At 73.5% G+C, this 24275-nt stretch carries 12 protein-coding genes; 7 read left to right on the top strand and 5 right to left on the bottom strand.

Features of this window, described 5'->3' with window-relative positions; all coding sequences use genetic code 11:
- Positions 1-46 precede the first annotated feature (46 nt).
- Positions 47-955 carry an endonuclease/exonuclease/phosphatase family protein gene (locus ACZ8ZB_RS26910; RefSeq protein ID WP_470740202.1) on the top strand — a complete coding sequence of 303 codons (909 nt, stop codon included), beginning with the start codon at positions 47-49 and terminating at the stop codon, positions 953-955.
- Between the two features lie 154 nt (positions 956-1109).
- Here the strand turns inward: ACZ8ZB_RS26910 and ACZ8ZB_RS26905 are convergent, their stop codons facing one another.
- On the bottom strand, positions 1110-4982 hold the full coding sequence (locus ACZ8ZB_RS26905; RefSeq protein WP_470740201.1) for a bifunctional glycosyltransferase/CDP-glycerol:glycerophosphate glycerophosphotransferase: 3873 nt from the start codon (positions 4980-4982) through the stop codon (positions 1110-1112).
- Between the two features lie 368 nt (positions 4983-5350).
- On the opposite strand from ACZ8ZB_RS26905, the gene ACZ8ZB_RS26900 reads away from it, so the two are divergent.
- Positions 5351-6439, top strand: coding sequence for an LCP family protein (locus ACZ8ZB_RS26900; protein WP_470740200.1), 1089 nt, complete (start codon positions 5351-5353; stop codon positions 6437-6439).
- A 32-nt stretch (positions 6440-6471) separates the two neighbouring features.
- On the opposite strand, the gene ACZ8ZB_RS26895 is transcribed toward ACZ8ZB_RS26900, so the two are convergent.
- Entirely contained in the window at positions 6472-7593 is a 1122-nt protein-coding gene (locus ACZ8ZB_RS26895; RefSeq protein WP_470740199.1) for a DUF8189 domain-containing protein, read from the bottom strand.
- A gap of 317 nt (positions 7594-7910) precedes the next feature.
- On the opposite strand from ACZ8ZB_RS26895, the gene ACZ8ZB_RS26890 reads away from it, so the two are divergent.
- The gene (locus ACZ8ZB_RS26890) at positions 7911-8282 is read left to right on the top strand and encodes a PIN domain-containing protein (protein WP_470740198.1); all 372 of its coding nucleotides are present in this window, start codon (positions 7911-7913) and stop codon (positions 8280-8282) included.
- A gap of 23 nt (positions 8283-8305) precedes the next feature.
- Here the strand turns inward: ACZ8ZB_RS26890 and ACZ8ZB_RS26885 are convergent, their stop codons facing one another.
- Positions 8306-15691 (bottom strand): SDR family NAD(P)-dependent oxidoreductase, encoded by a 7386-nt coding sequence (locus ACZ8ZB_RS26885; RefSeq protein ID WP_470740197.1) that lies wholly within the window; start codon positions 15689-15691, stop codon positions 8306-8308.
- 147 nt (positions 15692-15838) lie between these two features.
- On the opposite strand from ACZ8ZB_RS26885, the gene ACZ8ZB_RS26880 reads away from it, so the two are divergent.
- From ACZ8ZB_RS26880 to ACZ8ZB_RS26865, 4 genes are read left to right on the top strand one after another with little or no spacing between them, the layout of a single operon-like run.
- Entirely contained in the window at positions 15839-16867 is a 1029-nt protein-coding gene (locus tag ACZ8ZB_RS26880) for a 3-oxoacyl-ACP synthase III family protein (RefSeq protein WP_470740196.1), read from the top strand.
- Positions 16864-17805, top strand: coding sequence for an alpha/beta fold hydrolase (locus tag ACZ8ZB_RS26875; protein WP_470740195.1), 942 nt, complete (start codon positions 16864-16866; stop codon positions 17803-17805). The genes ACZ8ZB_RS26880 and ACZ8ZB_RS26875 overlap by 4 nt, the downstream gene beginning before the upstream one ends.
- The gene (locus tag ACZ8ZB_RS26870; protein WP_470740194.1) at positions 17802-19379 is read left to right on the top strand and encodes an AMP-binding protein; all 1578 of its coding nucleotides are present in this window, start codon (positions 17802-17804) and stop codon (positions 19377-19379) included. Before ACZ8ZB_RS26875 ends, ACZ8ZB_RS26870 begins: the two co-directional genes overlap by 4 nt.
- Entirely contained in the window at positions 19376-20476 is a 1101-nt protein-coding gene (locus ACZ8ZB_RS26865) for an NAD-dependent epimerase/dehydratase family protein (protein WP_470740193.1), read from the top strand. The genes ACZ8ZB_RS26870 and ACZ8ZB_RS26865 overlap by 4 nt, the downstream gene beginning before the upstream one ends.
- Positions 20477-20498: 22 nt before the next feature.
- Here the strand turns inward: ACZ8ZB_RS26865 and ACZ8ZB_RS26860 are convergent, their stop codons facing one another.
- Together ACZ8ZB_RS26860 and dxs are read right to left on the bottom strand one after the other, a co-directional pair.
- Positions 20499-22025, bottom strand: a complete 1527-nt coding sequence (locus ACZ8ZB_RS26860) for an amino acid permease (RefSeq protein ID WP_470740192.1) — start codon at positions 22023-22025, stop codon at positions 20499-20501.
- Positions 22026-22173: 148 nt separating this feature from the next.
- Entirely contained in the window at positions 22174-24144 is a 1971-nt protein-coding gene (dxs, locus tag ACZ8ZB_RS26855; protein WP_470740191.1) for a 1-deoxy-D-xylulose-5-phosphate synthase, read from the bottom strand.
- Positions 24145-24275 lie beyond the last annotated feature (131 nt).

Genomic DNA, 24275 nt, shown 5'->3' with positions numbered 1-24275 from the left:
CCGGAAGGTTTTGGCTGGTCACGGGCGGATCGGTCATGATGGCCGGATGTTCCGGCCCCACACCCCGTCGTTCCGTACACCGGGACGGCGCCCGCTTGCCGCCCTTGCCTCGGCTGTCGTCCTGGCGGGGCTCGTCGCCGTGGCGACGCACGCACGGACCGGCGCCGAGCCGGTCCGCTCTCCCGCCGAGGCGGAAACATTGACCGTGGCGACCTGGAACATGTGCGGGGTCCAGGAGTGGAACTGCGCCGGCACGGGCAGTGGTGACGCGAAACGGCGTCAGGTGGAACGCCTCGCCACTGCTTCCGGGGCCAGGATGCTGTTCCTCCAGGAGACCTGCGCGGCCGATCTCGAGGCGGTGCGCGCCTCCCTCGGGGCTTCCTGGCACACGGCGTTCAGGTCCTACACGTGGCGCGGCCGTGACGGACACCCGACCCCGGTTCGCTGCGGGGGGCCCGACCGCGGGGCCGCCGGTTACGCCCTTCTGTCGGCGTATCCGCTGTCGTCCGTGCGCACGGTGCCCGCCCCCCAGCCCACGGTCGGAGTGCAGCGCGGGATCCTCTGCGCGTTCGTCGCGGCGCACGACGTCACGGTGTGCACCGCGCATCTGACCCCGCACGGCGGCGACCGGGCGCACCCGCGCCAGGAGTTCCGCCACCACCAGCTGAAGGCCCTGGTGGGTGCGGTGCCCGAGCGGCGGACCGTCTACGGCGGTGACCTCAACGTGGACCCGCCCGGAAAGCGCAATCCGGCCTCCTGGGTCTGGCCGGAACAGCCGTACGGCACGCACCGGGAGTGCGACGGCACGTCCCGGTCGGCACGGGCGACGCACGTCTCGCACCACAAACTGGATTACCTCTTCACCGGACTGCCCCGGCTCGAGTGCCAGGTGAACGACACCCGGGTCTCCGACCACCGGGCCGTGCTGATCCGGGTGAACACCCGCACCGGCTGAGGCGACACCTGGACGGCTGCCGGCCGGCCGGCCGACGGCGGTGCGCGGCGGCTCCGGCGTCCGGGCCGCGAAAGGCGTGGTGGTCATCGGGTGCAGGGGCCTTCCGTCACGGCACGGCACTCCGCCGGCCGGTCACCGGGCGGAGCCGGCGACGTCACACGATCACGCCTTCGTAGCTGCGGTGATCAGCGGGCGGGGTGTGGCCGAACGGGATTTCCGGCTGCCGCGGTGCGTCGTCCTGCGCCGGAGCGGGCTGGGCGGGTATCGCGCCGACGTACTCCGCGGCCGCGTGGTGGCCGGAGAACCACTGGGACGTGCTCTGCCGTACCGGGGTCATCGGCCTTCCCGCGTGCCGGGTGTCGACGGTGCCGACGGCCGGTGCGTGGGCCTGCCCGGGCTCGAGGTCTCCCCCCGCGACCAGCATCCGGTCGGCGAGCCGTGCGGCGGCGTAACCGTCGTCCAGGTCGCAGAACTCCTGCTGGAACCATTGGTACCGCTCGGCGTAGAGGTCCTGGATCCGGTCGATCTCGCGGATGGCCGTCACCAGCTCCTCGGACGTGTAGAGGAGGGGCCCCGGGGCGCTTCCCTCGAAGTCGAAGTAGAACCCGCGCAGGGTGTCGCGGTAGTGGTCCAGGTCGTAGGTGAAGAACAGGATGGGCCGCCCGGTGTTGACGTAGTCGAACATCAGGGAGGAGTAGTCGGTGATCATCACGTCGGTGATCAGCGAGAGGTCGGCCATGTCCGGGTAGTCGGAGACGTCGAAGACGAATCCGTCGCCGGCGCCCGGCACCGGGTCCACGACGTTGGGGTGGCGGCGCACCATGAGGACGTGGTCGGACCCGAGCCGCGCCCGCGCGGCCTCCAGGTCGATGCGGAAGTCCAGCTTGTACTTGCCGGGCGCGTAGAACTGGTCGTCGCGCCAGGTCGGCGCGTACAGCACCACCCGCTTGCCCTCCGGCAGTCCGATCCTGCGGCGGATCTGCTGCTCCTGGGCTTCCGTGTCGGGCCGGCGCAGGATGTCGTTGCGCGGGTAACCGCTCTCCACCATCTCGCCGGGGAAGCCGAAGGCACGCTTGAGGATCGGGGTGGAGAAGCTGTTGGGGGACACCAGCATGTCCCAGTTCTGCACCTCCTTCTCGACGCGTTCCAGGTAGCGCTGGTCGGCGAAGTGGATGGACTCGATGTCGTGGCCGATCTTCTTCAGCGGTGTGCCGTGCCACGTCTGCACGACGATCTGACCGTCCCGTTTCTTGAACCAGTCCGGGAGGTGGTTGTTGGCGACGACGTACCGGCTGGTGGCGAGGGCCTCGTACCACTCCGGTGACCACATGCGGACGGGCGTCGCCGTGGGCGGCACCTGGACCTGGTCGTCGCGCACCACCCACAGGTGTTCCAGGTCGACCCGGCGGCGCACGAGTTCCTCGTGCAGGGCGCGGGGGCTGTCGGAGTACTGGGTGCCCTTGAAGGCGTCGAAGAGCACGGCGTCGCGCACCGGCTCCCGACGGGCCGCGGGGTAGGCCTTGGTGCGCAGCAGCTTCTGCCGGTAGGGGCCGCGGGCGTGATCGGGCATCGCCGAGTGGACCAGGAGCGACAGCCGGTCGTAGGCCTCGGCCTGCGTCTCGTAGCGGCGTTCGTTCCTCTCGTACTCCTGCGGGAACGCCCCGATCTGGTCCTGCTCGATCTTCACCATGAGGTCTTCGAGGCGGTCCTCGCGCGCCACGGCGGAGAGGTCCTGGCGGCGCAGGAAGAAGTCCCACCGTCCGGCCGCGAGCGGGATGTCCCCGGCCAGGGTCCGCATGGCGGCGGGGGCCAGTACGCAACGGAACTCATAGCCGTCCCAGGTCAGGGGGACGGAGCGTTCCGCGCCGTGCGCACGCGAACGGACCACCAGGTGGGCGTCCCGGTACTGCTCCCGGGTCATCCGGTCCGCGGCCAGGTAACGGCCCTGGATCTCCAGCGAGCCGTCCTCCCGCCACACGCACCCGGTCGTGGTGGGAAGGGTCGCGCGCTCGAAGAGCACGAGATAGCCGGATCCGTTGCGGTGGACGACGACCTCGCGGTCACCCTCCCGGGTCTGCAGTGACTCCGGCATGCGGTAGTGCCCGTCCGACGTCTCCTCCGCCATGACGGGGTACATGGTCATCTTGCGGCCCTCGACGTGGAAGGTCGTCTTCCACCCGTTGCTGCCCATGCCCCAGGACTGCGGGACGGCCGCGTCCGCCCCCGCGTGGGCGCGGGACTTCGGTACGAGGCTGCTCAGGGGCAGCTTGGCGGAGAACGTGCACCAGCCGTCGCCGCCCAGCGTGAAGTGGACGCGCGCGTCGTGCCGCCCGCCTCCGTTCATGCTGGTGACACGGAGTTTGCCCCATTCCGGCACCTTGGGGCCGAGGTAGACGCCGCGCAGTTCCAGCTGGTCGCCGACGATCCGGTGCTGGGTGATCCGGCAGCGCACGATCTCGACGCGCAGCTTGAGTTTGCCCTGGAGGAAGAGCGGGAGGATGCGCGTGTTCTTGTCGACGTACCGGTAGGGCGGGTTGGCGGCGCTGCCCGCGCCGCCCCGGTCGATGCCCCGGTAGCGGAACAGTCCGCGGCTGAGGACACCGGCGGCGACGTCCCAGGTGCCCTCGACCCACTGCCCCTTGCGCTTGAGGCGTGTGGTGTCGATCCGCGCCTCGAAACCGGCCCAGTCGTAACAGTAACGATTCTGCTTACTGTCCTCGGTGGCCTGCGGCGCATAGACGGTCTTCGCCGTGGTGATCGTCATGCGGCCCTGCTTCTTGTTCCGCAGGGCGATCGCCTTCACCGACATGTGCTTCTTGTGCACGTTGAGGAACCGGACGTAGGCGGTTCCGGAGAGGATGAGCATGTCGGACTGGGAACCCCACCGGGCGCCGGACAGCGAGCCGTGGAGGGAGAACTCCTTGTCCAGTCGGTAGGCCTTCTTATCGAGGCCCACCTCCCGGTCACCGAGGTAGGGGTAGTTGAGGTAGCGCCGGAACCGCCGCTGCACGGGCATGGGGCCACCGCGGCGCTCGAACTCGATGACGTCGAGGAGCTCGGCCAGCCGCCGCTCGCGCACCAGCAGCCACTTGACGCGGGCGTCCGCGGGCAGCTCGTCGATGATGGTGAGGTCGGTCTCGTCGAGGAACTCGTTGACCCACTCCACGAAGGAGTGCTGGTACTCCTCGTCGGCGTCCGGGAGCACCTTCAGGTGGAGCATGAGGTCGGACTTCAGGCACGCGAGATCGTACTTCCGCTTGCTGTCCGCGTACTCCCGGGAGTCCTGGTCGCCGAGGAAACGGCTCACGGACTGCACGGCCGCGACCCGGTCGCGCAGGTTCGACAGTTCGGAGTGGCGCTGGGTGATGGAAGGCGCCGCGCCGCCCTCCCGGCGGCGCCAGAAGTAGACGACGTCCGTGATGACGTCGACCTTGGCGGCGCTGAAGTGGGCGTACATGTTGACCCACGAGTCCTCGTACATCACGCCCTCGGGGAACCTGATGGAGTGGTGGTCCCAGAAGGAGCGCCGGAAGAGCTTGTTCCAGACGGTGCGGTCGTAGATCAACGCCTCGAACCTGGTGATGTGCGTGCCGCGCCGGTTCTTCTGCATCGGGCCCTTGTGCAGGGGTGACTGCCACTTCTTGGTGGAGTTCATCATCTGCACGTTGCCCGAGACGAAATCCGCCTCGGATTCCTCGAGGGTGCGCACCAGGAGTTCGTAGGCGTACTCGGGGATGACGTCGTCGCCGTCCACGAAGGCGATGAACTCCGTCGCGGGATGGGTGTTGCGCAGCCCGACGTTGCGCGCGTGCCCCGGCCCGTGGGCGTGCTGGCGGACGAGGCGGAAACGGCGGTCGGCGGCGCAGAAGTCGGCCGCGATCCGCACCGATCCGTCGGTGGAGCCGTCGTCGACGAGGACGACCTCGAAATCACGGAACGACTGGCGCGCGATGGACTCCAGGCATTCGGCGAGATAGGTCTCGACGTCCTGGAAGGGCACGACGACACTCAGGCGCGGGTGAACCACCAACTCGTACTCCTACCAAGACATTTCGCCCACCAGGACATCAGCAGTCCACATTGGACGCTCCTCCCCCTGCGTGGCGCACGGCGGCTTCCGCCGCCCTGCCCCACCCTTATCCCGGGCCTCGTGAAAGCCCCCCTCCACACCGGCCACAGGTTCCACACATCTTAAGCCACCCTTAAAGGTGGTCAAGATTGATTCATGTGGCATTCGTCGCTCCGTCGTGCTATCTCCACCCACTCGGGACCGGGCCGTGAGTCGCTGCCTATAGTTCTCCCACTGACGCGATTGCGTCAGTGGGCCGGTCTTCCCCCCACCCGGGCCCTGCCACTCCGCCGCGCGGAGCCCGTGAGGAGAGGAACCGAACGCCCATGACGCACAGCGCCACCACGGAGTCCCGGCGTGCGCGGCCGGAGACCGGCGGCGGACGCCGCCGGTCGCAGCGCCCCCGCCGACGCTGGGGACGCATCGTCCTGCTGTCGCTCCTGGCCGTCCTGCTCGCGGCGGGAGGCACGGGATACTGGCTCTACAGCGACCTGAACGGCAACATCGACGGGGTCGACCTGGACAAGGCCCTCGGTGAGGACCGTCCGGAGAAACTGCCGACGTCCGGGCAGAACGTGCTGGTCCTCGGCTCGGACTCACGCGCCGGCGCGAACGCCGAGCTGGACACCGGCAAGGTGTCGGGCGCTCGCTCGGACACCGCGCTGGTGGTGCACATCCCCGAAGGGCGCCAGCAGGCCGTCGCCGTGAGCATCCCGCGCGACACGCTCGTCACCCGCCCGGAGTGCGCCAAGCCGGACGGCTCCGCCCTCCCGGAGGCCGAGCGCGTCATGTTCAACTCGGTCTACTCGACGGCCGGGCCGGCCTGTGTGGTCAAGACGGTGGAGAAGATGTCCGGCGTCCGCATGGACCACTACGTGGAGATCGACTTCGCCGGTTTCAAGGGACTGGTCGACGCCATCGGAGGCGTGACCGTCACCGTCGAGGAACCCATCAAGGACACCTCCAGCGGCCTGGACCTGAGCGCCGGAACCCACAAACTGGACGGCACCCAGTCCCTGGCGTTCGTGCGGACCCGACACGGCGTCGGTGACGGCAGCGACCTGGGCCGCATAGGACTCCAGCAGCAGTTCATGATCGCCCTGCTGAGCGAGGTGAAGCGGCAGGACCTGTTCGGCAGCCCCACCAAGACGTACAAGATCGCCGACACCCTGACCTCGGCGCTGACCACCGACTCCGAGCTGGCCTCGTTGACCAGCCTGGCCGACTTCGCGCGCAGCATGAACGGGGTGGACCCGTCGACCATGGAAACCATCATGCTCCCGGTGGCGTACGACAAGACCGACCCCAACCGGGTGGTGGCCGCACAGCCCCAGGCCGATCAGCTGTGGGAGGCGATCCGCTCCGACGCGGAGATTCCCGAGTCCGCGAAGAAGTCGCCCGCGACGGGCGGCTGACCTCCGGTACGGCGGCGCGACGGCACGGCCGCTCAGCTCCCGAGCGTGTCCCAGCGCGTGAGGGCGAGGCCGTCGCCGTCCCCCTGACGGGCGACCCTGGGCCTGCCGTCGGCGCCGATCAGCGCCATCACCACACGGCCCCGCCCGTCCAGGGCCAGGGCCGGGGCGCCCTGGCAGGACTCGGCCAGCTCGTACCACCAGAATCCGGCGGCCTCGTCCTCGGTGCCGCCCATGCCGAGCACGGCCGTGCCGTTCCGGTCGCGGTAGGCGAGGACGGCACAGTCGTAGCCGTCCAGCGACGTGCGGAGCACCGCGTACGACCGCTCGGCCGGGGTGCCGCCCAGCGCGGCCGGCCAGCCGCCCGCCCGCCAGGCCGCGGCACCGCCGCTCTCCGCGTCCGTCCAGAAGAACGTGGCCCGGCCGGGTCCGGTCTCCAGGGCCGCGACCGTACCCGGCGCGGGCCGCAGCGAGAAGCCACGAGGACCCGTGAAGTCGCCGCCGGGGGCGGACTGGCGCCAGACGAGCACACCCGTCTCGGCGGCGGCGCAGACCTCGATCCGTCCGTCGGTGAGCGCGATCGCCGCGGGCCGGACGTCGACACCGCCGCCGTGCAGGTCCTCCCAGGCCCGCCACTTGCCGTTCGGGGCCTCACGCCGGAGCATCAGACCGCCGTGCTCACCGCGGAGGAAGACGTGCACGGTGCCGTCCTGGGCCACCGCCCCGACCGGTGCGGCGGGCGAACCGGGCTTCTCCGGTCCCTGGAGCGGGTTGCCGAGGGACCGCCAGTCGCCGAAGGCGAGGCCGGTCTGGTACTGGACGGCGTGCACGATGTCCACGTTCCGTCCGCCGTCGGCGCCGGTGCGCTCCCTGCGGCCGAGGAAGTGGACGTAGGTGTTGGCTCCCTGGACCACCGTCAGATGCGTCAGCCCGGCCGCCGGCACGAAGAGCGGTCCGCTCCACTCCGGGCCGCCGACGGCGGTCTCCGTCCAGCGCAGCAGACCGCCCTCGGTGAGGGCGTACAGCGTCAGCCGGCCGTCCTTGCCGCGGGTGAGCCAGTCTCCGTGGGCCGCTCCGGACACGGTCCCGTGGTACTCCTCGGCGGTGCGTCCGCCCTTGACGGAGGCACCCGTGGGGCCTGCCGGCCTTCTCCGCATCGCCTGGTGAACCTTCCTGAAGCCCGCCGTATCACCGACACGGGAACCCTGAGACTCGACACATCATATGTCCATCGTTCGCCGGTACTCCGTGCTGCGTCCCCGGCTCGGCCTCCGGGCCTCCTGCCAGGCCCGACTCACCGGACCCGGTGGACCGCCGGGGTCGGTTTCGGCACAGGACGCGTCGTACGACGGCGGGTGGACGGTGAGACGGCCGGCGCGGCCGCGGAGGAGCCGGTCGCCGTTCACCGGTTCGCCTCGCACGGGGCGGTTCGCGGCGGGACGGGCGGTGCGGCCCCGCGTGGGACGCTGAGCGCATGAACGACACCGCCGCCCTGCTCGTGATCGTCGACGCCGCGAACGTCGTCGGGTCGGTGCCCGACGGATGGTGGCGGGACCGCCGGGGCGCGGCGGAACGCCTGCGCGACCGGCTGGCCGCGGACGGACTGCCCGGCCGTCCCGGCCCGGTGGAGATCGTCCTGGTGGTCGAAGGCGCGGCACGCGGGGTGGAGGAGGTGCCCGGGGTCCGCGTGGAGTCCGCCCCGGGCAGCGGCGACGACCACATGGTCGCGCTGGTGGCCGGGGCGGGGGACCGCCCGGTCCTGGTCGTCACGGCCGACCGCGAGCTGCGCCGCAGGGTGACCGCCCTGGGCGCGGAGGTCGCCGGTCCGCGGTCCGTGCCCCGCTGAGACCGGCGACGCCCGGCGCCCGGCTACGCGCCGGTGTCCAGGTCCAGCCGCTGGTGGATCAGGCGGGCCAGGTGGGCCAGGGTGCGGCCGGTGGCCAGGTCGGCCGGTCCGAGGCGGATGTCGAAGAGGTCCCGCGCCTGTACCAGGAACTGCATCCCCAGCAGCGAGTCGAGGCCGAAGCCGGTGACGTCGAGCGTGGGGTCGAGGTCGGCCGGGTCGGTCTGCAGGACCCCCGCCAGGAGCTGGGTGATCGTGCCGGTGATCTCGCGCACCGCCTCGTCCGCCGGGAGGCCCGCCAGCGTGCTCATGAGCTCGTTGCGGGCGTCCGGGGAGGCCGTGGAGGACGCCGGGGCCAGCGGGGCGAACCGGGGGGTGGCCAGGGCGGGCAGCAGAGGGCGTGCGGTCCCCCACCGGTAGCGGCCCGCCCCGGCGACGTCGGCGCCGGCGGCCAGGAGGCGGTCGGCGGTGGTCAGGACCTCGGCGGGGGTGAGCAGTTCGAGGCCGCGTCCGGCCATGGCGGCCTCCAGGCCGCTGCGGGCCACATAGCCGGTTTCGCCGACCGGCCCCCAGGCCAGCGCCGTACCCGTCCGGCCGGCGCCGCGCCGGGCCCGGGTCAGCGCTTCCAGGTGGGCGTTGGCCGCCGCGTAGGCCGCCTGTCCGGGGTTTCCGATGCTCGCGGACACGGACGAGAAGGTGAGGAACAGGTCCAGGTCGCGGTCGGCGGTGAGGCGGTCCAGCAGGGCCGCGCCCGCCGCCTTGGGCGCCAGTACGGCGGCGAACCGGTCGTCGGTGAGGTCGGCCAGCACCGCGTCGTCCATGTGCGTGGCCGCGTGCACGACGCCGCGCAGGGGGTGGCCGGTGGCGTCCACGGCGCCGAGGACCCGGCGCAGCGCGGCCTCCTCGGTGACGTCGGCGGCGTGGGCGGTGGCGCGCACGCCGCGCTCGGTGAGTTCCCGGAGCAGGGCCGGCGCCCCCGGGGCGTCGGGTCCGCCGCGGGAGAGCAGGGCCAGGTGCCGCGCCCCGCGGTCGGCCAGGAGGCGGGCGACGGCGGCGCCCAGCCCGCTCAGTCCGCCGGTGATCAGGTAGGTGCCCTCGCCGTCGAGACGGAGGGTGCCGGGCGCGGGTTCGACGGGGACGGGTTCGTCGAGGGGGTCGAAGGTGACGACGACCTTGCCGGTGTGCCGGGAGTGCTGCAGGAGGTGGAAGGCCTCGTCGACGCGGGCGGCGGGGTAGACCGTGTGGGGCAGGGGCCGGTAGGCGCCGGACGCGGCCTCCGTCTCGAAGTCCTCGAGGAGGCGGGAGCCCAGTTCCGGGGAGTCGATGACGGCGTCCAGGTTGAAGCCGATGAACGTGAGGCTGCGGTGGAAGGGGCGCAGGGTGATCGGGTTGTTGAGGAAGATGTCCTTCTTGCCGAGCTCGACGAAGCGGCCGTTGGGCCTCAGGAGGTCGAGGCCCCGGGCGATGGCCTCGCCGCTGAGGGAGTTCACCACGACGTCCACGCCCCGGCCGCCGGTCAGCTCCCGCACCCGGGGGACGAAGTCCAGGCTGCGGGAGTCGAGCACGTGCTCGACGCCGAGCGTGCGCAGCAGGTCCCGTTTGGTCTCCGTGCCGGCGGTGGCGATGACGCGGGCCCCCCGACGGCGGGCGCACTGCAGGACGGCCAGGCCCACCGCCCCCGCTCCGCCGTGCACCAGCACGGTCTCCCCGGCGCCGAGACGGGCCTGGTGGACCAGGGTCTGGTGGACGGTCAGGAAGGCGACGGGGAAGGTCGCCGCTTCCGCGAAGCTCATCCCGTCGGGGATGCGCAGGACGGCGGTGGCGGGGGTCGTCGCGTGGGAGGCGAGGGCCGCGGGCACGAGACCGCAGACCCGGTCGCCCGGCTCCAGGTCCCGTACCCCCTCCCCCACGGCGCGTACGACGCCGGCGCCGTCGGTGCCCAGTCCGCGGCCGATCGGGCTGTTCTCGACCGCCTCGGGCGGCAGCAGGCCGTTGGCCCGCATGGGGTCGCGGTAGTTCAGGGCCACGGCCCGCATCTCGAGGGCCACCTCGCCCGGCCCGGGCTCGGGGAGGCCGGTCTGCCTCCAGACCAGCCGTCGGCGCAGGCCCGGTTCGCGGACCTCCAGGAGGTACGGCGTGCCGGCGGGGACGGCGGGGGGCTCGTCCGCCGGGTGCTGGACCTGCCGGGGGACGAACCGGCCCCGGGCGGTGAGGACGACCTCGTCCTCCGGTACGGCCGGGTCGTCGAGGGGGGCGAGGAGTTCCCCGGCCAGGCGGCGGGCGTCGGCGCCGGCGTCGCCGGTGCGGTGGCAGGACAGACGCCGCAGGGACAGGTCGGGACGCTCGTTGGCGAGCGTGCGGCAGGCCGCCCAGACGGCGGCGTCGCCCGGGTGGGACGGCTGTTCCGGGGCCGGGAAGAGGCCGGTCGGGCGGGTGACGAGCCACACCCGGGGGCTGCCGCCGCCCTCCAGGCCGTCGCAGGCGGCGGAGAGGGAGCGCAGGAGGGCCGCGCGGCGGGTGGTCCGCGTGACGGTGTCGTGCGGGCCGGGTTCGGCGAGCAGCAGGACGACGTGCGGGTCGGAGTCCGTGGGCAGGACCGCGCTCCAGGCGGCGGCCCCGTCCGGCGCGGTGAGGACGGTGGCCTTCCCGAGGCGGACGGCCAGGGCCCGCGCGGCCGGTGTCTCGGTGTCGTCCTCGGCGGCGATCACCCAGGAGGCGCCGGCGGCCGCCCGCGGCGGCTCGGCGTCCGGCCCGTGCTCGTGGTCCGGCCCGTGCTCGTGGTCCGCGGCGGCGAGGAGGACGGAGCGGTCCTCGGGCCCGGTCTGTGCCACACCGGAGAAGCCGCATCGGTGCAGCAGCGGTTCCCACCGGTCGCGGGGGAGGACGCGGGAGGCCGGGCGCAGGGCGTGGTCGCCGCGCTCCCAGAAGTCGTTCAGCGTGCCGGACAGCAGGGCCTGGAGCGGGGCGTGGTGCGGTTCGGTGGCCAGCAGGTGCCCGTCGGGGGCCAGCACGGCGTGCAGCCGGCGCAGGGTGGTGGCCAGGTCGGTGGTGGCGTGCAGGGCGTCGCCCGCGAGGACGAGGTCGAAACCGCCTCGGGGAAGGCCCTGGCCGATCAGGTCGGCGTCCGGGTCCAGGATGCGGCGGTCGACGAAGTCGTGGGCGGCGAAACGGTGTTCGGCTCGGGTGAGCACGCCGGCGGTGGCGGCGGTGCAGGTGTAGCGGGTCCGGTCGGCCGGCAGCAGGGGGAGGGCGGCGGCCGTCAGGGCGGTGGTGGTCGCGCCGAACTCCAGGACGCGCAGCGGACGGTCGGCGGGCCAGCGGGCGACGATGTCGCCGAGCAGCGCCTGCACGGCGCGGTGGGCGAAGCGGTGGGCCGGGTCCGTCTCGTGGAGCTGTTCATGAGCGCTGTCCCCGGCCGGCAGGGGCTCGCGCGCGTCGGCGCGTCCCCGCACCACGTCGGGCAGCCGGCGCAGCTGCCGGTTGAGGAGCGGCGTCCGGGCACCGTACGCGGGATGGTCCTCGACCAGGTCGCGCAGCAGCTCCTCGGCCCGGGTCTCCGCGCCGGTCAGCCGCCAGCCCTCCCCCGCCGGCCGGGCGAGGCCGTGCTCGGCCAGCAGGGGCAGCATCAGCCGTACGAGCCGCCGGTGCCGGGGCTGCAGGCCTCCGGCCACCAGGTCGCCCATCGAGAACGGGGCCGCGGGGTCGGTGAGCAGACCGCGCAGCGTCTCCGCCCAGCGGTGGGCGCCCGCCCGCTCGGCGGCGGCGGTGAACCGGCCGTGGCCGCCGTCCTCGAGGGCGGCGCGGGCGGCCGCGATGCGCGGCCCGGCGGCGCGCGCCACCTCGGTGGGCGCGGGGAGCGGGGAGGGCGCGGCGGGGGCTCCCCGGTGGGGGGCGGCCCTCAGGACGGTGCGCTGGACGGTCAGCGGAGTGCGTTCGGTCAGGTGGCCGCGGCGGGTGCGGCAGCCGTCGATCTCGACCGTGACCGTGCCGTCCGGGTCGGCGTAGGTGATGTCCCAGCACATCTCGTTGGCGCTGCGGCTGCGGCGGCGCAGGTGCACGACGCCGGTGGGGGCGGGGGTGCGCCACACGCGTACGGCTCCGAACACGGTCGGCAGGAACGCGGCGTTCTCCGCCTCCGTCCCGGCGAGGGCCACGGTGGCCTGCAACGGCGCGTCGATCAGGACCGGGTGGGCGGTGTAGGCGTCGGCGGCGTGCTCCAGCCGGTAGCCGGCCAGCACCTCTCCGTCGCCGGCGTGGATGCGGTCGATGAGCTGGAAGTCCGGCCCGCAGTTCAGCCCGATGCCGTGGCACGTGCGGTAGAAGTCCGGGCCGTCGACGCTCCGGTCGCAGCGTGCCCGGAGCGCGTCGACGTCGAGCGGGGCCGGTGGCGTGCCGAGCAGGGTGTGGACCTGGGCGCGCACGACGGGCAGGCACTCCCCGCCGTGTTCCTCGCGGACGCTGATGGTCAGGGCGCCGTCGTCGGGGGTGACCGCGGTCTGCAGGGCGACCGGCGTCGGGTCCGGCCACGGCACGGACAGCGGACGGCCGATCTCCAGGTGCCGTACCTCGACCGGGCGGTCCAGGGCCCGCCGGCCGGCGCTCAGGGCCATCTCCACGTAGGCGGCGGCCGGCATGAGGACGTCGTCCCCGATCCTGTGGTCGCCCAGCCAGGGCACCAGTTGGGGCTCGACGGTGCCGTGCCACACGGGGTGCGGGGCCGGCATCCGCTCGCCCACCAGCGGATGGTCCAGCAGGCCGCTGCCGCTGGTGTGGGCGACCAGGTCCTGCGCGGTGCCGTGCCAGTGCCGTTCGCGCTGCCAGGCGTAGGCGGGCAGGTCGACCACCCGGCCGGGGCGGGGGAAGTGGTGCCGCCAGTCGGCGGCGGTGTCGGCGGCGAGTGCGGCGGCGACGGCCGCCGCGGTCTCGCGGGGGCCGTCCCCGTCGCGGTGCAGGGTGGGGACGCAGGTGGCGCCGGTGTGGCGCAGATAGGGGCGCAGCACCGGGTGCGGGCCGATCTCGACCAGGACGCCCGCGTGTTCGGCGGCGAGCAGGCCGGCCGCCTCGGCGAACCGGACGGGTTCGCGGACGTTGCGCCACCAGTACGCGGCGTCGAGTGCGGTCCCGTTCAGCGGGGTGCCGGTGACGGTGGAGAGGAACGGGATGCGGGCCGGGGCGGGTTCGAGTCCGTCGAGGGCTTCGAGCAGCGGCTCCCCGATGGGGTCCATGGCCCTGCTGTGGAAGGCGTAGTCGAGGTCCAGTTCGCGGAAGAAGACGCCGCGGCCGGTCAGTTCGGCGCCCCAGGCCGCGAGGGCGTCGGCGTCCCCGGCGACGGTCACGTCGCGGTCGCTGTTGACTCCCGCGATCTCCAGCGCTCCGTCGTGGCGGAGCAGTTCCTCGCGGGCCCGTGCCTCGGGCAGGCCGACGGCGGCCATGCGGCCCCGGCCCGCCGTGGCGCCCTGGGTGCGGCTGCGCTCGGCGATCACCCACGCCGCCTGTTCGAGGGTGAGGGCCCCGGCGGCGTGGGCGGCGGCGACCTCGCCGACGCTGTGTCCGGTCACCGCCCGCGGGCGCACCCCGTGCGAGGCCAGCAGCGCGGTGAGGCCCACCTGTACGGCGAACAGGGCGGGCTGGGCCACCTCGGTGCGCCGCCACTTCCGGGGGGAGGGCCGGGCCAGCTCCTTGGCCACCGACCAGCCCAGGTGGGGCGCCAGGGCCGCGTCGGCCTCCTCGACGGCCCGGCGGAAGACCGGGTCCCCCTCCAGCAGGTCGGCGGCCATGCCCGGCCACTGGGAGGCGTTGCCGGAGTAGACGAAGGCGGTCCCGTCCCGCTCGCCGGTGCGCACCGTGGCCCCGCTCGCGGGCTCCGCGGCCGTCAGCCGGTCCAGCTGCCGGGCGGCGTCCCGCGGGTCGGCGGCCAGTACGGCGGCGCGGTGCGGGTGCGCGGTGCGCCGTACGGTGCTGGTGTGGGCCACGTCGTAGAACTCCGCCGGCCCGGTCTCCCGCAGTCGCTCCGCCATGCGGGCGGTCATCCGCCGCAGCGCCTTGGCGGACCGGGCGGAGACGACGAGGGGCAGCGGACGCCCGTCCGGCACCGGTTCGGGACCGGGCCGCGGGGCGGCGGGCGGCGGGGTGACGACGGCGTGGGCGTTGGCTCCGCCGAAGCCGAAGGCGCTCACTCCGACGGCCGCCCGCTCCCCCGGGCCCAGCGGGACGGGTTCGACGGCGGGGGCCAGCCCCAGGCCGTCGAAGTCGATGCGGGGGTTGAGGGGGAGGGCGTGCAGGGACGCCGGTACCAGCCGGTGGCGCAGCACCAGGATCGCCTTGAGCAGGCCGGCCATTCCGGCGGCGGGTTCCAGGTGGCCGATGTTCGTCTTCACCGAGCCGATCGGCAGCGGGCCGCGGCTGCGGCGCCGGCCCAGTGCCCGGCCGATGGCCTCGGCCTCCGCCGGGTCGCCGGCCTGGGTGCCGGTGCCGTGGGCCTCGACGTAGACCAGGTCGTCCGCGTCGATGCCGGCCTCCGCGTAGACCGTGCGCAGGAGCGCCTCCTGGGTCTCGGCGCTGGGCACGATCATGCCGGTGCTGCGGCCGTCGGTGTTGTTGCCGGTGGCGGCCAGCACGGCGTGGACGCGGTCGCCGTCCGCCACCGCGTCCGCGAGGCGCTTGAGGACCAGCACCGCGCCGCCCTCCGCGCGGACGAAGCCGTCGGCGTCGGCGGAGAACGCCGCGCAGCGTCCGCGCCGCGACAGCATGCCGGCGTAGGAGAATCCGGCGAAGGAGTAGGGGTTGGACAGCACGTTGACGCCGCCGGCCAGGGCGACGCGGCCCTGGCCCTCGCGCAGGGTGCGGCAGGCCCGGTCCAGGGCGACCAGGGCGGAGGAGCAGGCCGTGTCGACGGCCATGCTCGGCCCGCGCAGGTCGAAGGCGTACGAGATCCGGTTCGCCGTGATGGACAGGGTGGCGCCGGGCATGGTGTGCGGGCTGGTGTGGTCCTGCATCATCGACAGGTTCACGCCGTAGCCGGGGTCGGAGACGCCGACGTACACGCTGGTGTCCGACCCGGCCAGTGACGCGGCGGGGACGGCGGCGTCGTCCAGTGCCTCGGCCGCCATCTCCAGCAGCAGCCGCTGCTGCGGATCGATGTGCCGGGCCTCCGCGGGCGACATGCCGAAGTAGGCGGCGTCGAACGAGGCGACGTCCTCGAGGAAACCGCCGGCGGCGGTGTAGCTGCGGCCGGGGCGCACGGTCCCCGGGTCGACCGTACGGTCGCGGGGCAGCCGGTCGGCGGGCATCTCGCCGACCATGTCGCGCCCGTCGCGCAGCACGGACCACAGGCCGTCCAGATCGGTGATGCCTCCGGGAAGCCGGCACCCCACGCCCACCACCGCCACGGCCCGTTCGTGCTGCTGCGTCACCAAGTCCCCACCCCTCCACGCCGGTTCACTGGTCCTCATGCGGATTGAAGGGGACGAAGGGCCGGGAAATCCAGCACACATCACTCGTTGGGGTGGATAACACCATCTCATCTTCATTCCGGTCGGGCGGCTGGCTACGGTGACGCGGTGCCCGAAGCCATCCGTGCCCGTATCGCCGCCGTCTCCGCTCATCTTCCGTCCCGCTACCGGACCTTGGACGAAACCCGCGTCAGGATCGCCGGTACGGGGGGTTACGCCCCGCCGCCCGGCCTGCTGGAGGATCTCACCGGCGTGCGCGGGGTCCATGTCCACGAGGACGGGGAGAACGCCTCCGACCTCGCCGTGGCGGCCGCCCGCGGCGCGCTCGGCGAAGCCGGCCTGAAGATCGGCGACGTGGACCTGCTGCTGTTCGCCTCGACCTCGCAGGACCTGGTCGAACCCGCGACCGCCCATCTCGTGGCCACCAAACTGGGCGCCTCCTGCCCGGTGTTCGACGTCAAGAACGCCTGCAACAGTTTCCTCAACGGCATGGAGGTGGCGGCGTCGTTCATCGAGACCGGCCGCTACCGCACGGTCCTCATCGCCTGTGGTGAACCCTCCACCCTGGCCACCCGCTGGCACCTCCCCGGCCGGGAGGACCTGCTCAGGGCGCTGCCCGGCTACACCGCCTCCGACGCCGGCGCCGCGATGGTGCTCACCGCCGGCCCCGCGGGCGACGGCGATCCCGGCGTCCTGTCCCTGCGGTTCGTCAGCAACTCCGCCGCCTGGGAGGCCTGCACGGTGGCCGGCGGCGGGAGCATGCACCACCTCTCCGTCCACGACGACCACACCACCCTGCGCCTGAACGGGGACCTGCGGCAGAGCGCGCTCGACGTGCTCCCCCGGATCCTGGACACCGCAGGGGAGGAACTCCGGGCGGCGCAGGCCGGCGACTTCTCCTTCATCGCCTTCCACCAGATCGCCATGCCGCAGTACCGCGAGGTGATCGACGCCTTCTCCCTCCCCGAGGACCGGTGCATGCCCGCGGTGGCCGAGCACGGGAACTGCGCGGCGGCCTCCCTGCCCCTGCAACTGGTCAAGGCGCGGGAGGCGGACCGCGTCGAGAGCGGGGACCTGGTGGCGATGATCGGCCTGGCCAGCGGGTTCAGCTTCGGTCTGGCGCTCCTGCGGTGGTGACCGCGCGAGCCGGGCGGGCCCCGGCGCCGGACCTCGCCGCGCTGGAACGGCTGATGCCGGGCTATCCCGCGCCCCGGCACTGGCGGCGGGTGCCGGTCACCGGACAGCACTACCTCGACCTCGGCTCCGGGCGGCCGGTGCTGTTCCTGCACGGCAACCCGTCCTGGAGCTACGTCTGGCGGGGGCTGCTGCGCCGGCTCTCCCCGCACGCCCGCTGCCTGGCCCCCGACCTGCCGGGCTTCGGGCTGTCCCGGCACCTGCGGCCGGCGGACGGGGTGCCCGACCCCTACGAGGCCCAGCTGGAAGGCCTGGACGGCCTCCACCGCCACCTGGTGCGGGACGCGGGCCTGCCCGAGCGGGGCTGGACCTTCGTCCTGCACGACTGGGGCGGCCCGCTCGGCGTCGCCTGGGCGCTGCGCAACCCGGGGGTCGTGGCCCGGCTGGTCGTCTGCAACACCGTGGCCTTCCCCTTCCCGGACGGCTTCCGGCTGCCGTCCTCCCTGCGCTGGATCCGTAACCACCGGCCGGTCGCCGAACTCGTCCACGCCACCAATGCCTTCGCCCGCGTCGCCGTACGGGCCGGGGTCCACCGCCCGCTGCTCGCGGCCGAGCGACGGGCCTACCTGCGGCCCTACGTCCGCCGTGCGGAGCGCCGGGCGGTCACCGACGCCGTGCGCGCGATCCCCCGCGGACCCGCGGACCCCGCGTGGCGGCTGCTCGAACCCGCCGGTGCCGGGGCGGGCCCGGCGGACCTGCCCCTGCTCGTCGGGTGGGGCATGCGCGATCCCGTCTTCACTCCGGACCTGCTGGAGGAGTGGGCGCGCAGGTACCCCCACGCCGTCATCCACCGCTTCCCCGACGCCGGGCACTTCGTGATGGAGGACGCCACGGCCGAACTGGGCGACCACATCCGTGACTTCCTCCAGGGAGCCCCATGACCACGACCGCTGCGGACATCGCCGCGCTGCTGGACGGCCGGCCCGACGCCGTCGCCCTCGTCGAAAGCCGCAAGGGGGCCTCCCGGACGACCCGCCGCGGCGAGCTGGTGCGGCGCTGCCACCGCATCGCCCGTGCCCTGCGCGAGGCGGGGGTCCGGCCCGGCCACAAGGCCGTCGTGATGACCCGCGACGCCCACGACCTCACCGCCGTCTCGTACGCGCTGGGACTCCTCGGCGCCGTGCCCGTGCTGATCGAACCGCGCGCCGAGGTGGGCCGCTGCCTCCAGGACGTCGCCCCGGACGTCTTCGTCGGGGAGCCGCTGGCCCACCTGGGGCGCCGGGCGCTGGGGTGGGGCCGTCCCCACGTCCGGATCACCCTGGTCACCGGATCCGCTCCGCTCCCCGCGGGACGGCGGCTGATCACCCGGACGCCGACCGACGGCGCCCCGCTCCCGCACCCGCGGGAGACCGGCGGCGACGAACCGGCCCTCATCGCCTTCACCTCCGGCTCCACGGGACGGCCCAAGGGCGCGGAGTACCGCCACTCCACCCTGGCCGGGCAGCTCGACGCGCTGACGACGCTGACGGCCCCCCGGCCCGACGACGTGCTCCTCGCCGGGTTCCTGCCGGTCGCGCTGCTCGGCCCGCTGCTGGGCCTGGCCACCGTCGTCCCGGCGGTGAACCACCTGGCCCCGGCCCGCACCCCGCCCGGGGAGCTGGTCGGGCCCGTTCTGGAACACCGGGCGAGCATCGTCCTGGCCTCCCCCGCCGTCCTCACCCTGATCGCCCGTCACTGTGCCCGCCACGGCGTCACCCTGCCCTCGGTCCGGCAGGTCCTGTCCTTCGGCGCCCCGCTGCGCACCGGTCTCGCCGACGCCCTGCGCGGGGCCCTGCCGGACGACGCCGAGATCCTCAGCGTGTACGGCGCCACGGAGTGCCTGCCCGTGTCCGCGATCGGCGACCACGACCTGCGGACCTCGCGCGCGGCGCCGCCCGCCGGGCACGCGGGCACCTGCCTGGGCCGGCCGCTGCCCGGCATCCGCGCCCGGATCCTGGACGCCGACGCCACGGGGCTCGGCGAGATCGCCGTCGCCGGCCCCACCGTCAGCCCCGCCTATCACGGGCGTCCCGACGCCGACGCCGTCACCAAGAGCGACACCGGCCACGGCGTGCTGCACCGCACCGGGGACCTGGGCCGGCTCGACGACGAGGGGCGGCTGTGGTTCCTCGGCCGCAAGGCCCACCTGGTCACCGGCGCCGGCTTCACCCTGACCACCGAGGACCTCGAGGCCACGGCGGACACCGCCCCCGGCGTCCGGCGCACCGCCCTCGTCGGCGTCGGCCCGGCCGTGTGCCAACTGCCCGTCCTGTGCGTGGAACCCCTGCCCTCCACTCCGCACGCCGCCGCCCTGGCGGCCGTCCGCTCCGTGCTGCGGGACCATCCGGAGGGACGCCGTGTCGGCGCCCTGCTGATCCGCCCGTCCTTTCCCACCGATCCCCGGCACAACTCCAAGATCGACCGCATGCGGCTGGCCGGCTGGGCCGCGAGGCGGCTGCGCGGGAGGCTCCGATGAAGGTACTGGTCACCGGCGGGAGCGGCTTCCTCGGCCTGGAGATCTGCCGGAGGCTGAGCGCACGCGGCGACGTCGTCTCCTCCCTGGGCCGCCGCCCGAGCGCCGCGCTGGAACGGCTGGGCGTCCAGCAGCACCTGGGCGATCTCGCCGACGCCGCCGCGGTCTCGCGCGCCGTCGCCGGGTGCGACGCCGTCGTCCACAACGCCGCGCTGGCCGGTGTCAGCGGCCCGCCGCGGCCCTACTGGGCCACCAATGTCGTCGGCACCCGCCATGTGATCGGGCAGTGCCGCGCCCACGGCGTGCGCACGCTCCTGCACACCTCGACCGCCAGCGTCGTCTTCCGGCCCGGCGGCCTGGAGGGCGTCGACGAGAGCCTCCCCTTCGCCCCCTGTCACCTGGCCGCCTACCCCGCCACCAAGGCCCGCGCCGAGGCCCTGGTGCTGGCCGCGCACGGCCCGGAACTGGCCACCGCCGCGCTGCGCCCGCACATCATCTGGGGGCCGGGCGACCCCCATTTCGCCCCCGCCCTCGCACGCGCCGCGCGGGTGGGCCTGCTGCCGATGCCCGGGGACGGCGGCAACCTCGTCGACACCACCCATGTCCGCACCGCCGCCCACGCCCATCTGCTCGCCCTGGACAGGCTGCGGCGGTCGCCGGAGACGGTGGGCGGCCGCGCCTACTTCATCGGCCAGGACGACCCGCGCCCGCTGCGCGAGATCGTCCGGCACTTCCTGCGGGCCGCGGGCGTCGACGCCCGCTGGTGCGCCGTGCCGCCCCGGCTCGCCGCCGCCGGGGCGGCGGTCGGTGACGCCTTCCTCCGCGCGGTCCGCAGTACCCGCACCCACGCCCCGAGCCGCTTCCTGGTCGCGGAACTGCTGCATCCGCACCACTTCGACCTCACCGCGGCCCGCCGCGACCTCGGCTTCGAGCCGCCGATCGGTTTCGACGCCGGTGTCGCGGAGCTCACCCGCCCCGCCCCGGACGACGGCGAGGAAGCACCGTGCCGGACGCCGTCGGCCACTCCTGCGCCGGCGGACCCGGCGTCGTCCTCGCTCCGGCCGGAGCCCGATGACCGTGGGGACCGCCGCGCCGGGTGAGGGGGGGCGGTCCCGTGCCGGTTCAGCGGGAGCGCGGGCCGCCGGGCGGTCCGTGGGGCGTCCCGGGTTCCTCCGCCTCCCCCCGGGCCATACGGCTGTGGCCGCGGCTGTAGAGGAAGTAGACGACGATGCCGATCGCCATCCAGACGCCGAAGCGGACCCAGGTCTCGGCGGGCAGGTTCAGCATCAGCCACAGGGAGGCGGCGACCGACACGATCGGCAGGACGGGCACCCAGGGGGTGCGGAACGCCCGGTGCAGGTCGGGCCGGGTCCTGCGGAGGATGATCACGCTGATCGCGACGATCACGAAGGCGAACAGGGTGCCGATGTTCACCAGCGCGGCGAGCTCGTTCAGCGGGGTGAAGCCGGCGAGGACCGCGATGAGGACGCCGAGCAGGATGGTCGGCCGGTGCGGGGTCTTGAACCGGGGGTGGACCCGGGAGAAGAACCTCGGCAGCAGTCCGTCGCGGCTCATCGCGAAGAAGACCCGGGTCTGGCCGAGCAGCAGGATCATGCAGACGGTGGTCAGGCCGACGGCGGCGCCGAAGCTGATGAAGCCCGCGAACCAGGGGTGCCCGGTGGCCTTGAAGGCGTCGGCCAGCGGGGCGTCCACGGACAGTTCGCTGTAGTGCTGCATGCCGGTGACGACGATCGACACCAGGACGTAGAGCACGGTGCAGATGAGCAGGGAGCCGAGGATGCCGCGGGGCATGTCGCGCTGCGGGTTCCTGGTCTCCTCGGCGGCCGTGGCGACGATGTCGAAGCCGATGAAGGCGAAGAACACCACCGAGGCGGCGGTGAAGATGCCCATCACGCCGAAGTTGGCCGGGGCCCAGCCGAACATCAGCTGGATGAGCGGGGCGTCGAGGCTCTGGCCCGCGGGCACCGGCTTCGCGTCCGGGATGAAGGGGTCGTAGTTGTCGGCGGTGATGAAGAAGGCGCCCGCGACGATCACCACGAGGACCACGGTCACCTTGATGGCGACGACGATCGAGGTGACGCGGGCGGACAGCTTCATGCCGAGGACGAGGATGCCGGTGAGCACCAGCACCAGGGCGGCCGCGAGGATGTCGAACCCGAAGACGTCGGAGCCCTCGCGGCTGCCGAGCGCCGCGGGCATCTCCCAGCCCGCGTTGGCCATCAGCGACTGGATGTAGCCCGACCAGCCGACGGCCACCACCGCCGTGCCGAGCGCGAACTCCAGGACCAGGTCCCAGCCGATGATCCAGGCCGGCAGCTCGCCCAGGGAGGCGTACGAGAAGGTGTAGGCGGAGCCCGCCACCGGGACGGTGGAGGCGAACTCGGCGTAGCAGAGCGCGGCGAGCGCGCAGACGACACCGGCCACGACGAAGGCCAGGGCGGTGGCCGGCCCGGCGTTGTCCTTGGCGACCGTACCGGTGAGGACGAAGATGCCGGTGCCGATGATGACACCGACGCCGAAGACGGTCAGGTCCAGCGCGGAGAGGGACTTCTTGAGCGCGTGCTCGGGTTCCTCGGTGTCGCGGATGGACTGCTCCACCTTCTTCGTCCGGAAGAGCGGGCTTGTCACGGGTACCTCCCACGCTTGTCGTCCTCGACATGATCGAGAGGGGGCGTAGCTCGTATGCCCCGGCGCGGGCGCTTTCACGCGGACGGGCCGCGCGCGCCACTCTTCACAGTGGCACGGGCGGCCCGTCCGGGCGACGCGTGGGACGCGGTCAGTCGCGGGCCGGCTCCACCGAGTCGACCGCGTCGGCGGCGGACCGCTCGGCGGGGGTCCCCCCGCTCGGGCGGAGCCGGGAGTGGGGGAGGCCGTCGAGCTTGGCCACCAGGCCGGTGACCTGGCGGGCGATGTCGGGGGCGGTCAGTCCGATCTCGGCCATGACCTCGGCGCGGGAGGCGTGGTCGAGGAAGCGGGGCGGGATGCCGAAGTCGCGCAGCGGCACGTCCACGCCGGCGTCCCGCAGGGCCTGGGCGATCGTGGAGCCGACGCCGCCGACGCGCGAGTTGTCCTCGACGGTGACGACCACGCGGTGCTTCTCGGCGAGCGGGGCCATGGCCTCGTCGACGGGCTTGACCCAGCGCGGGTCGACGACGGTGGCGGAGATGCCCTGCCGGTCGAGCAGGGCGGCGATCTCCAGGCACATCGGCGCGAGGGCGCCCACGGAGACCAGCAGCACGTCGGGGGCGTCGGTGCCGGGCTCGCGCAGGACGTCCATGCCGCCGACACGGCCCACGGCGGGCACGGCGGGGCCGACGGCGCCCTTGGAGAAGCGCACCACGGTGGGGGCGTCCTCGACGGCGACGGCCTCGCGCAGCTGGGCGCGCACCTGGTCGGCGTCGCGCGGGGCGGCGAGCCGCAGTCCGGGGACGACCTGGAGGATCGACATGTCCCACATGCCGTTGTGGGAGGCGCCGTCGGTGCCGGTGACGCCGGCCCGGTCGAGCACGAACGTCACGCCGCACTTGTGCAGGGCCACGTCCATGAGCACCTGGTCGAAGGCGCGGTTGAGGAAGGTGGCGTACACGGCGAAGACGGGGTGCACCCCGGCGTGGGCGAGGCCGGCCGCGGAGACGGCGCCGTGCTGCTCGGCGATGCCGACGTCGTAGACCCGGTCGGGGAAGCGCTTGGCGAACCTGTCGAGGCCGACCGGCTGGAGCATGGCCGCGGTGATGGCGACGACGTCCTCGCGCTCCTCGCCGAGCTTCACCATCTCCTCGCCGAAGACGGACGTCCAGTCGGCGCCGGAGCTGGCGATCGGCAGGCCCGTGTCGGGGTGGATCTTGCCGACGGCGTGGAAGCGGTCGGCCTCGTCCGCCAGGGCGGGCTGGTAGCCGCGGCCCTTCTCGGTGAGGCAGTGCACGATCACGGGGCCGTTGAAGCGCTTGGCGCGGGCCAGGGCGGACTCCAGGGCCTCGATGTCGTGGCCGTCGATGGGGCCGACGTACTTCAGGCCGAGGTCCTCGAACATGCCCTGCGGGGCGATGAAGTCCTTCAGGCCCTTCTTGGCGCCGTGCAGGGTGTCGTAGAGGGCCTGGCCGACGACCGGGGTGCGCTCCAGGAGGTCCTTGGTGCGGGTCAGGAAGCGTTCGTAGCCGTCGGTGGTGCGCAGGGTCGCCAGGTGGTTGGCGAGGCCGCCGATGGTGGGCGAGTAGGAGCGCTCGTTGTCGTTGACGACGATGACCAGCGGGCGGTCCTTGGCGTCGGCGATGTTGTTGAGCGCCTCCCAGGCCATGCCGCCGGTGAGCGCGCCGTCGCCGATGACCGCGACGACGTGGCTGTCGTCCCGCTTCATGATCTGGTTGGCCTTGGCGATGCCGTCGGCCCAGCCGAGGACGGTGGAGGCGTGGCTGTTCTCGATGACGTCGTGCTCGGACTCGGCCTGCGAGGGGTAGCCGGACAGGCCGCCCTTCATCTTCAGCCTGGAGAAGTCCTGCCGGCCGGTCAGGAGTTTGTGGACGTACGACTGGTGGCCGGTGTCCCAGAGCACCTTGTCCTTCGGCGACTCGAAGACCCGGTGCAGGGCGATGGTGAGCTCCACCACGCCGAGGTTGGGGCCGAGGTGGCCGCCGGTCTTGGAGACCGCGTCGACGAGGAAGGTCCGGATCTCCCCGGCCAGCTGGTCGAGCTCCTCCAGGGTGAGCCGGTCCAGATCGCGCGGTCCCCTGATGCGGGTCAGCAGCGGCACCCGTGCCTCCTTGCAGTAGAGCTGATCGAGCTGTTGCCGGGCGGGTCGAGTCTAATGTTCCGTTCCGCCGAACGGTCCCCGGGCCGTGCGTCGTGCATCACCCGGTCAGCGGTACCCCGGACGCGTGCGTC

Source organism: Streptomyces sp. 12E (assembly GCF_055633275.1).
This window is presented reverse-complemented; position numbering and strand designations above follow the sequence as displayed.

What these genes read in the sequence shown, in the direction of transcription:
- ACZ8ZB_RS26870 (WP_470740194.1), top strand. Translation starts at nt 17,802, where the DNA reads ATGACCACGACCGCTGCGGACATCGCCGCGCTGCTGGACGGCCGGCCC.
- ACZ8ZB_RS26910 (WP_470740202.1), top strand. Translation starts at nt 47, where the DNA reads ATGTTCCGGCCCCACACCCCGTCGTTCCGTACACCGGGACGGCGCCCG.
- ACZ8ZB_RS26895 (WP_470740199.1), bottom strand. Translation starts at nt 7,593, where the DNA reads ATGCGGAGAAGGCCGGCAGGCCCCACGGGTGCCTCCGTCAAGGGCGGA.
- ACZ8ZB_RS26865 (WP_470740193.1), top strand. Translation starts at nt 19,376, where the DNA reads ATGAAGGTACTGGTCACCGGCGGGAGCGGCTTCCTCGGCCTGGAGATC.
- ACZ8ZB_RS26900 (WP_470740200.1), top strand. Translation starts at nt 5,351, where the DNA reads ATGACGCACAGCGCCACCACGGAGTCCCGGCGTGCGCGGCCGGAGACC.
- ACZ8ZB_RS26890 (WP_470740198.1), top strand. Translation starts at nt 7,911, where the DNA reads ATGAACGACACCGCCGCCCTGCTCGTGATCGTCGACGCCGCGAACGTC.